An 8,637-nucleotide genomic window follows, 5' to 3' on the forward strand; every position below is an offset into this window, starting at 1 on the left:
GGCCCCAGGATCACGCCATGCCTACGAAAGACTCCTTCCTGCCGCTGACGCCCACCGCCGCTTCCCCGGTGCGTGGCCAGCAGCAGCCCGGCCGTCCCCGGAGGCCCGTGCTTCCGCGGTCATGACGGCCGCGCTGGTCGCGGGGCTCCTCGCGGGGTACGGCATCGCCGTTCCCGTCGGGGCCGTCACGACGTATCTCGTCTCGCTCACCGCCCGTACGTCCCTGAGGACCGGCATCTGCGCCGCGCTCGGCATCGCCACCGCCGACGGGATCTACGCCCTGCTGGCCGCCCTCGGGGGCACCGCGCTGGCCGGTGCGCTGCAGCCGGTGCTGGTCCCGCTGCGCTGGGCCTCGGCCCTGGTGCTGGCGCTGCTCGCGCTCCGGGGCGGCATCGTCGCCCTGCGGCAGTACCGCGACGGCGCGCTGGCCACCCGTGCCGACCCGACCCCGCCGAGCCCCCTGCGGGCGTTCCTCCTGCTGGTCGGCATCACGCTGCTCAACCCCACCACGGTGATCTACTTCGCCGCGCTGGTCCTGGGCAGCCGGGCCTCGGACGCCGTATCCCCTTGGGAACAGGGGGTGTTCGTGCTCGCGGCCTTCCTCGCCTCGGCCAGCTGGCAACTGCTGATCGCCTCCGGCGGCGCACTGCTCGGCCGGGTCCTGACGGGCCTGCGCGGGCGGCTGGTCACGGCCCTGGTGTCCAGTGCGGTGATCATGGCGCTGGCGGTGCGGATGGTGGTGGCGCCGACGTGACGTACGGCCGCGGACGCGTTCACCGGCCGCCGTCGGGGGCGAAGGCCCGGGAGACGGCGAGGCTGTCCTCGTACACGTGATGGCGTACGACGAGACCGTCCCGCACGGTCAGGTGCAGGGCGAACCGGGCGCGGTAGGAGCGCCCGGTGGACCCGGCCGTCTGCCGGATCTCGCCCAGCACGACCGCGTCCTCGCCGTCGACCAGGACGCGCTCGACCGTGGTCGCGGCCTCGCCGGGGACGTGGTGGGCGCCCAGGTCGCGGAAGTGGGCGGCGGCGTCCGCGCGGCCTGAGCGGTGGCGGATCCAGGGGGTGGCGACGCTGCCGTGCTCGGCCTCGGGCCAGTTCAGCCGCCAGTCGGCGTCCTCGGCGTACAGGTCGGCGATCCGCTCGGGGTCGCCCTCGCCGATCCGGGTCAGCAGGTCCGTCACGACGGTGCGGGTGGTGGTTGCGGGTGTCATGGGTACCACTGTGGACGGGTCCGCCGAACAGGGCGATTACCTCACTGGTAACGCCGTTGCGTGGGTGCCCGGATGAATAAGTCCCGCCCGGGTGTTCACTCCCACAGACGACAGCCACACGCGACGAGACGATGGGACATGGGCCATGCCTCTTGAGGGCGAGTACGAAGCCAGTCCGACCCAGTGGGTGCGGGAGCAGGTCGAGCTGTACGAGAGCTCCGGCGGTACCAAGGGAACGACCTTGATGGACACCGGTATGCCGGTGGTCCTGCTCACCACCCGGGGCGCCCGCAGCGGCAAGATCCGCAGGACACCGCTGATGCGGGTGGAGCACGACGGTGTGTACGCGGTGGTCGCCTCGCTGGGCGGCGCTCCCAAGCACCCGGTCTGGTACTTCAACGTCCTCGCCGACCCTCGCGTCGACCTCCAGGACGGGACGGTGCGCCGGGACTACGTCGCCCGTGAGGTGACCGGCGACGAGAAGTCCCTGTGGTGGGAGCGGGCGGTCGCCGCGTTCCCGCAGTACGCCGAGTACCAGAAGAAGACCGACCGCGAGATCCCCGTGTTCGTGCTGGACCAGGTCGCCGGGAGCTGATCCCGCCGGGAAAAAGAAATTCCGGTTCCGGCAGGCATGAAGTCGACGCCCCCGGGCACCCGGACCTCAGGCCCCGCCGCGCTCCCCCGTCGCGGCGGGGCCCTTCGCCGCCTTCTCCGCCTTCTCCGCGTCCGCGTCGGTCACGTCGAGGAAGATCTCACCGGCCTCCGGCACCGCACGGGCGACCGCCCGCTTGATACGTACGGCGACCTCCTCGACCCGCTCACTGTCCAGACCGGGCACCAGGTCGATACGGGCGGCCACCAGCGTGGCGTCCAGGCCCATCCTCATGGTGAACAACGCCTCCACACTGTCGATCTCCGGCTGGGCCGCGAGCAGGGCGCGGATCTCCCCGCTCAGCTCCGGATCGGCGGCCTCGCCGACCAGCTGGGCGCGCGCGTCGCGGCCCAGCCAGTAGGCGACGCACACCAGCAGCACGCCGATGGCGAGGGAGGCCGACGCCTCCCACACGACCTGCCCGGTGACCATGTGCAGGGCCATGCCCACGAGGGCGAGCGTCACGCCGAGCACGGCGGTGCCGTCCTCGGCGATCACCGTGCGCAGGGCGGGGTCACGCAGCGCACCCGTCCCGCCCGTGCCGCCCTCCTTGCGTGCCTGGCGCAGGGCCCGCAGCAGGGAGGCGCCCTCCGCGAGGAGCGCGACCGCGAGCACCACCAGGCCGACGACGTAGCCGTCGAAGGACTCCTCCGCCCCGCCCCGCAGCGCCTCCACGCCCTGGAAGAACGAGAAGCAGCCGCCCATGACGAAGATCCCGACGGCCGCGAGCAGCGACCAGAAGAAGCGTTCCTTGCCGTAGCCGAAGGGGTGCCGCCGGTCGGCGGGGCGGCGGCTGCGGCGCAGGGCGGCCAGCAGGAAGACCTCGTTGAGGCTGTCGGCCACGGAGTGCGCGGCCTCGGACAGCAGCGCGGGCGACCCGCTGACCAGTCCGCCCACGGCCTTGGCGACGGCGATCAGCAGATTGGCGCCCAGCGCGACCAGCACGGTCACCCGCGTCCGCCGGTCCGCGGACGCCACGCCCTCCGCCACTCCCTCCTCCCTGTCCGCCGTACGGGCCGTCAAAGCTGCTCGGACGCCGTCGACGCGTCCCGGCGCAGGGTGAAGGTGTGGCCGGCCGGATCGGCGTACCCCCGCTCCTCGTACGGTGTGCCCGCGTCGTTCGTCTCCAGCGCGCGTCCGCCGAGCCCGACCACCCTGCGCTCGGCCTCGTCGAGGTCGGTCACCCGGAAGTCCAGGTGGACCTGGAAGGAGGCCTCGGCGCGCGGCCAGCTCGGCGGGGTCATGTTGGCGTCGAGGCGGAACTCCATCCGGGTCCCCTCGGCGGCCCTGATCTCGATGCGGTTGACGGTCGTCACCGTCTCCTCGCCCTCCAGCAACTCCAGGTAGAACGCGGCGAGTTTCTCGGGTTCGGCGCAGTCAAGCACCACGACGCCCGCAGTCACCAAGGTCATGCTTCCTCCGTACGGAGTCCGGGGCGGGTCGGATCGCCGCTGCCCTCTACGCTGCGGGTACCCCGCCAGGCCGAATCACACGGGATGCGCGTCGCCGACTGCGGTGAGCTGGGCGAGCCGGGCCGCCGCCGCACTCAGGAAGAGGTCGAGGGCGGTCGGGTAGGAGCTGTGCCGCATGTCCACGACGAGATGGCGGGCGGTCGCATGGATGTGCGGGTGGGTATCGGCGGGCAGCCGGGCGTACGTCGCCCGCCACACGGCCGCCTCCGCCTCCCGCGCGGCCTTCGGCAGGGCCGTGTTCGCCGAGTCTAGGGCGCCGAAGGCGAGCGCCTGGTCGACGAAGGCGTGGTAGATCCGGACCGCCTCGGCGTCCGGGAAACCGGCGCCGCGCAGCACCCCGAGGGCGGTCTCCACAGCCTGGATCTCGTACGCCCGCCCGGTCACCCGGTACGAGCTGAGCACCGCCGCCTGCGGCTGGGCGAGCGCTCCGGCGTGCATCCGCAGACCGAGATCCCGCAGGTCGGCACGCCAGTCGCCGCTCGGGCGCCAGGTGCGCAGCGTACGGCCGATCAGTTCGTCGGCGATGGCGAGCAGCAGTTCGTCGGTGTCGCGGAAGTAGCGGTAGAGGGCGCTGGGGTCGGCGCCGAGGGCGCGGCCGAGGCGGCGCACGGAGAGGGCCTCGGCGCCGTGTTCGCCGAGCAGCCGCATGGCCGTCTCGACGATCAGCTCCTCGGAGAGGACGACGCCCTGTTTGGTGGGGCGTCTGCGCCGCCGGGCGGCGGGCGGGACGACACGGTCGCTCATGAGCTGCCTCGCTTCCTCCCGTACGGTCGCTCGCTGTCCTGCGCTCCGGCGGGTGCGGGCACCTTATGACAACACCGTTGACCTGTTAAGGCTCCGGGCAGTTTCATGTGCGTTCACCGGGGTCGACCGAGGCCCCCAGGTGTGAGCGGAGACCGCCATGACCGATCCCCAGCCCCACGGCGCACCCCCGGCCGGGCTGCGCAAGTCCCTCGGTGTGCTGGACGGCGTCGCCATCGCCGCGTCCAGCACGGCGGCCACGACCAGCATCGGCATCGGCCTCGGGGTCACCGCCGGGGTGGTCGGACTGCATCTGCCGGCCATCATGCTGCTCGCCTTCCTGCCGATCCTGGGCATCGCGGGCGCCTACTCCCGGCTCAACCGGGTGGAGCCGAACGCGGGCAACGGCTATGTCTGGGTGGGGCGTTCGCTCAGCCCCTGGCTCGGCTTCATGGTGGGCTGGGTGAACATCGTGGCGGCGGTGGTGTTCCTGGCGTACACCACGGCGGTCACCGGCTCGGCCCTGATCCAGCTGGCGGGCGACGCGGGCCTGCACTCGGTGGCCGGACTGACCCTGGACCCCGGATCGACCGCCCAGACGACCGCCCTCGGCATCCTGGTCCTCGCCGCCGTCACCCTGACGGCGGTCTCCGGCATCAGGACGGCCGCCCGCCTCCAGGGCGGACTGCTGATCTTCGAGTACGTCGTCCTGCTGGGCTTCTGCGGCTACGGCATCGTCGTCGGCCCGCACCCCTTCAGCCTGAGCTGGTTCGACCCCTTCCAGATCCCCTCGGCGTCGGCGCTCGCACAGGGCATGCTGCTGTCGGTGTTCTGCTACTGGGGCTTCGAGGCCGCGTTCAGCGTGAACGAGGAGGTCAAGGACCCGAGGCAGGCGTCCCGGGCCGGGCTCACCACCCTGGTGACCATGCTCGGCCTGTTCCTGCTCGGCTCGATCGCCTTCCAGCGCGTGCTGTCGGAGGGCGAGCTGGCGGGCCACGGCGCCGAGGGGCTGGCGTTCTTCGGCGACCGCCTCGCCGACCAGCCGCTGGCCGCACTCCCGCTGGTGGCACTGATGTTCTCGGCGGTGGCGTCCCTCCAGGCCGGAGTGATCCCGACGGCCCGCGCGATGTTCGCGATGAGCCGCGACCGCACGCTCGGCCCGGCCTGGGCCAAGGTCAGCCCCCGGTACGGCACCCCGGCGGCCGGCACCCTGATGATCGGCGCGCTGGCGGCAGGCGTCGCCGGGCTCTCCCTGGTCATCCCGCGGCTCGCCGACATGATCCTGGCGGCGGTGAACGCGATCGGCATGGTCGTCGCCCTGTCCTACGCGCTCACCGCGCTCGCCGCCGCCGTGCGCTTCCGGGGCCTGCTGCGGGAGAACTGGCGGGAGGGCATACGGGCGGTGGTACTGCCGGTGCTGAGCGCGGCGACGCTGCTGGGCCTCGGCGGCTATCTCGGCTGGTCGTTCTACACCTCCGCCGACCATCTCGAACTCAGCCCGGACAACGGCTGGTTCCTGCTCCTCGTGCCGACCCTGATGGTCGCGTCCGGTTTCGTGGCGGCGGCGTGGGCGAAGTGGGGGCGCAGGTCTCCTTACTTCAGCACCGGCCGGGGTACGGACGCGGACGCGCCGCAGCTGCTGGGCGCGAAGGAACCGTCGTCCGCAAGGTAGTTGCCGGTAATCGCCGGCAACTGTCGCCATTCGGAAACCCGACCCCCCACACCACCAAGGAAACGGAACATGCACGCTGATCTCCTCTTCACCGGCGGCCCGGTCTTCGCCCCCGGGAACCCCACATCCGTCGCGGTCACCGGCGGGCGGATCACCGCCGTCGGCCGGGACGAGGTGCGCGACCTGATCGGCCCGGGGACGGAGGTCGTCGATCTCGCGGGACGGCTGCTGCTGCCCGGCTTCCAGGACGCGCACGTCCATCCGCTGCCCGCCGGGCTGGAGATGACCCAGTGCGATCTGACCGGCACGAAGACCGCCGAGGAGACGGTGGCCGTCGTCCGCGCCTACGCCCTCGCGCATCCCGAGCGGGAGTGGATCACCGGCGGCGGCTGGTCCATGGAGGCCTTCGAAGGGGGCACGCCCACAAGGGAGTTGCTGGACACGGTGGTGCCGGACCGGCCGGTCTACCTGCCCAACCGGGACCATCACGGCGCCTGGGTCAACAGCCGCGCCCTCGAACTCGCGGGCGTCACCCGGGACACCCCGGACCCGGCGGACGGCCGCTTCGAACGCGACGCCTCCGGCGAGCCGACCGGGATGCTGCAGGAAGGGGCGATGGAGCACGTGGGCCGGCTGACCCCGCCGGTCACGGCGGCGGAACGGCTGGCGGCCCTGCTGTCCGCACAGCGCCGGCTGCACTCGCTGGGTGTGACGGCCTGGCAGGACGCGCTGGTCGGCTCGTTCCTGGGCATGGACGACCCCTCGGAGACGTACGCCGCCGCGGCCCGGGACGGTTCGCTGACGGCCCGGGTGGTCGGCGCCCTGTGGTGGGACCGGGAGCGCGGGGCGGAACAGATCCCCGAACTGGTCGCGCGACGGGCCGAGTTGAGCGGGGGCAGGTTCCGGGCGACCAGCGTGAAGCTGATGCTGGACGGGGTCGCCGAGACCGGCACGGCGGCCCTTCTCGACCCCTACCTCGACAAGTGCGGCTGCGCCACGGCCAACCGGGGCACGAGCTTCGTGGACGCGACCGAACTCCCCAAGTACGTCACGCAGTTGGACGCCCTCGGTTTCCAGTGCCACTTCCACGCACTGGGCGACCGGGCGGTACGGGACGCCCTGGACGCGATCGAGGCCGCGCGCACGGCGAACGGCCCGAGCGACACCCGCCCTCATCTGGCCCACCTCCAGGTGGTGCACCCGACCGACGTGCCACGCTTCGCCGCGCTCGGCGCGGTGGCGAACATCCAGGCACTGTGGGCCATGCACGAACCCCAGATGGACGACCTGACGATCCCCTTCCTCGGCCCCGAACGGGCCGCGTGGCAGTACCCGTTCGGCGCGCTGCTGCGCTCCGGGGCGACCCTGGCGGCGGGCAGCGACTGGCCGGTCAGCAGCCCCGACCCGCTCCAGGCGATCCACGTGGCGGTCAACCGCGCGGCACCGGGTTCGGCGTCCCCCCGGGTCTTCCTCCCCGCCGAACGCATCGGCCTGACGGACGCGCTCACGGCGTACACGGCGGGTTCGGCGTACGCCAACCACCTGGACGACACGGGCACCGTGCGCGCCGGCGCCCTGGCGGACCTGACGGTCCTGGACCGCGACCCGTACGCCGGGCCGCCGGAGGCCATCGCGGAGACGAGGGTGGCGCTGACGTACGTAGGGGGCGAGCGGGTGTACGCGGCGGAGGGCACCGCCTGATGACGGCTCGGGCACGTATGTCCGGTGGAGTTGTTGGACAGTCGTCCATGTATGCTGGCCGCCTGTCCATGATGGACAGCTGTCCAAGAAGCCTCGAAACCTGACGTAGGAGTTTGCCGAGCATGGAGACGGTCGCGAATGTGCTGGTCGGTCTGGTGGCCGCGCTGCACGCGTACATCCTGGTGATGGAGATGTTCCTGTGGCAGCGTCCGCCCGGGCGCAAGTTCCACGGGTTCGACCCGGAGATGGCCCGTGCGACCGCCGCGATGGCCGCCAACCAGGGGCTCTACAACGGGTTCCTCGCGGCGGGCCTGGTGTGGGGGCTCATCGCCGCCGACCCGACCGGGTTCCGGGCGCAGGTCTTCTTCCTGTCGTGCGTGATCGTGGCGGGCGTGTACGGCGCCGCGACGGCGAACCGGCGCATCCTGTTCGCCCAGGCACTGCCCGGCGCCATCGCCCTGGCCGCCGTCCTCGTCGCGAGGTGACCCGCGGTACGCCCGAGGACCCGCGGGCGGCCCGCACCCGGGCGAGACTGCGCGAGGCGCTGCTCGCGGAGTGTGCCGAGCATCCGCTGGCTGAGGTCAGCGTGGCCGCGCTGGTGCGCGGGGCGGGGGTCGGCCGGGCCACGTTCTACGTCCACTATCCCGACCTGGAGGCGTTGGCCGTCGACGCCTGCGCCGATGTCGTACGGGAGGCGGTCGACGCCCTGCACGCCTGGCGCGGCCGGCCCGACCCGGTGATCGCGCCGGTCGCGCTGGTGGAGTTCTTCGCAACACTCACCCCGCACAGCGCGCTGTACCGGACGCTGCTGAGCCCGGGCGGTGGGGGTCCCCTGGGCCAGGTGCTGCACCGGGACCTGCGTGCGCGGAGCCTCGCGGAGCGGGAGCTTGCGGGGGCCGCGGACGCGGCGTTGGTCGCGTCGGCGGTGGCTGCGACGTTCGCCGGGGTGCTGGCGGATTGGCTGCACGGGCGGATCGAGGGGACGTCGGAGGAGATCGCACACCAGGTGTGGCAGCTGCTGGTGGCGCTGCATCGCAGCAGGTGAGGTCTTGCTTTCTTCGCCCCCGCCGCCCCTACCCGTCCCATCCTTCGGGGGCTCCGCCCCCGAACCCCCGTATCGCGCTGAACGCGCTCGTCCTCAAACGCCGGACGGGCTGAAATATCCAGCCCGTCCGGCGTTTGAGG

The 8,637-nt window shown here is 72.5% G+C and carries 10 protein-coding genes; 6 read left to right on the forward strand and 4 right to left on the reverse strand.

What is annotated here, in order from left to right; genetic code table 11:
- Positions 1–121 precede the first annotated feature (121 nt).
- Entirely contained in the window at positions 122–754 is a 633-nt protein-coding gene (locus CW359_RS42505; protein WP_105975620.1) for a LysE family transporter, read from the forward strand.
- Between the two features lie 19 nt (positions 755–773).
- On the opposite strand, the gene CW359_RS42510 is transcribed toward CW359_RS42505, so the two are convergent.
- A complete protein-coding gene (locus CW359_RS42510; protein WP_105975621.1) occupies positions 774–1,214 on the reverse strand; it encodes a nuclear transport factor 2 family protein in 441 nt (146 codons plus the stop codon).
- Between the two features lie 145 nt (positions 1,215–1,359).
- On the opposite strand from CW359_RS42510, the gene CW359_RS42515 reads away from it, so the two are divergent.
- Positions 1,360–1,809 carry a nitroreductase family deazaflavin-dependent oxidoreductase gene (locus CW359_RS42515; protein WP_105975622.1) on the forward strand — a complete coding sequence of 150 codons (450 nt, stop codon included), beginning with the start codon at positions 1,360–1,362 and terminating at the stop codon, positions 1,807–1,809.
- 66 nt (positions 1,810–1,875) lie between these two features.
- Here CW359_RS42515 and CW359_RS42520 read toward each other — a convergent pair whose 3' ends face one another.
- From CW359_RS42520 to CW359_RS42530, 3 genes are all read right to left on the reverse strand, one after another.
- Positions 1,876–2,889 carry a cation diffusion facilitator family transporter gene (locus CW359_RS42520; protein WP_105975623.1) on the reverse strand — a complete coding sequence of 338 codons (1,014 nt, stop codon included), beginning with the start codon at positions 2,887–2,889 and terminating at the stop codon, positions 1,876–1,878.
- Positions 2,886–3,278 (reverse strand): VOC family protein, encoded by a 393-nt coding sequence (locus CW359_RS42525; RefSeq protein ID WP_105975624.1) that lies wholly within the window; start codon positions 3,276–3,278, stop codon positions 2,886–2,888. Before CW359_RS42525 ends, CW359_RS42520 begins: the two co-directional genes overlap by 4 nt.
- A gap of 75 nt (positions 3,279–3,353) precedes the next feature.
- Positions 3,354–4,082: a TetR/AcrR family transcriptional regulator gene (locus CW359_RS42530; protein ID WP_105975625.1), complete on the reverse strand. Its 729-nt coding sequence runs from the start codon at positions 4,080–4,082 to the stop codon at positions 3,354–3,356.
- Between the two features lie 157 nt (positions 4,083–4,239).
- Between CW359_RS42530 and CW359_RS42535 the strand changes: the two genes are divergently transcribed.
- The 4 genes from CW359_RS42535 to CW359_RS42550 all read left to right on the forward strand — a co-directional run bounded on the left by CW359_RS42535 (position 4,240) and on the right by CW359_RS42550 (position 8,497).
- Positions 4,240–5,751: an APC family permease gene (locus CW359_RS42535; protein ID WP_105975626.1), complete on the forward strand. Its 1,512-nt coding sequence runs from the start codon at positions 4,240–4,242 to the stop codon at positions 5,749–5,751.
- Positions 5,752–5,820: 69 nt separating this feature from the next.
- On the forward strand, positions 5,821–7,452 hold the full coding sequence (locus CW359_RS42540; protein WP_105975627.1) for an amidohydrolase: 1,632 nt from the start codon (positions 5,821–5,823) through the stop codon (positions 7,450–7,452).
- A 122-nt stretch (positions 7,453–7,574) separates the two neighbouring features.
- Complete coding sequence (locus CW359_RS42545) at positions 7,575–7,937, forward strand: DUF1304 domain-containing protein (protein WP_105975628.1); 363 nt, start codon at positions 7,575–7,577, stop codon at positions 7,935–7,937.
- Positions 7,934–8,497 (forward strand): TetR/AcrR family transcriptional regulator, encoded by a 564-nt coding sequence (locus CW359_RS42550; RefSeq protein ID WP_105975629.1) that lies wholly within the window; start codon positions 7,934–7,936, stop codon positions 8,495–8,497. The genes CW359_RS42545 and CW359_RS42550 overlap by 4 nt, the downstream gene beginning before the upstream one ends.
- Positions 8,498–8,637: the final 140 nt, after the last annotated feature.

Origin of the sequence: Streptomyces geranii (assembly GCF_002954775.1) — a bacterium.
Classification (GTDB): domain Bacteria; phylum Actinomycetota; class Actinomycetes; order Streptomycetales; family Streptomycetaceae; genus Streptomyces; species Streptomyces geranii.

What these genes read in the sequence shown, in the direction of transcription:
- CW359_RS42505 (WP_105975620.1), top strand. Translation starts at nt 122, where the DNA reads ATGACGGCCGCGCTGGTCGCGGGGCTCCTCGCGGGGTACGGCATCGCC.
- CW359_RS42510 (WP_105975621.1), bottom strand. Translation starts at nt 1,214, where the DNA reads ATGACACCCGCAACCACCACCCGCACCGTCGTGACGGACCTGCTGACC.
- CW359_RS42515 (WP_105975622.1), top strand. Translation starts at nt 1,360, where the DNA reads ATGCCTCTTGAGGGCGAGTACGAAGCCAGTCCGACCCAGTGGGTGCGG.
- CW359_RS42525 (WP_105975624.1), bottom strand. Translation starts at nt 3,278, where the DNA reads ATGACCTTGGTGACTGCGGGCGTCGTGGTGCTTGACTGCGCCGAACCC.
- CW359_RS42530 (WP_105975625.1), bottom strand. Translation starts at nt 4,082, where the DNA reads ATGAGCGACCGTGTCGTCCCGCCCGCCGCCCGGCGGCGCAGACGCCCC.
- CW359_RS42535 (WP_105975626.1), top strand. Translation starts at nt 4,240, where the DNA reads ATGACCGATCCCCAGCCCCACGGCGCACCCCCGGCCGGGCTGCGCAAG.
- CW359_RS42540 (WP_105975627.1), top strand. Translation starts at nt 5,821, where the DNA reads ATGCACGCTGATCTCCTCTTCACCGGCGGCCCGGTCTTCGCCCCCGGG.
- CW359_RS42545 (WP_105975628.1), top strand. Translation starts at nt 7,575, where the DNA reads ATGGAGACGGTCGCGAATGTGCTGGTCGGTCTGGTGGCCGCGCTGCAC.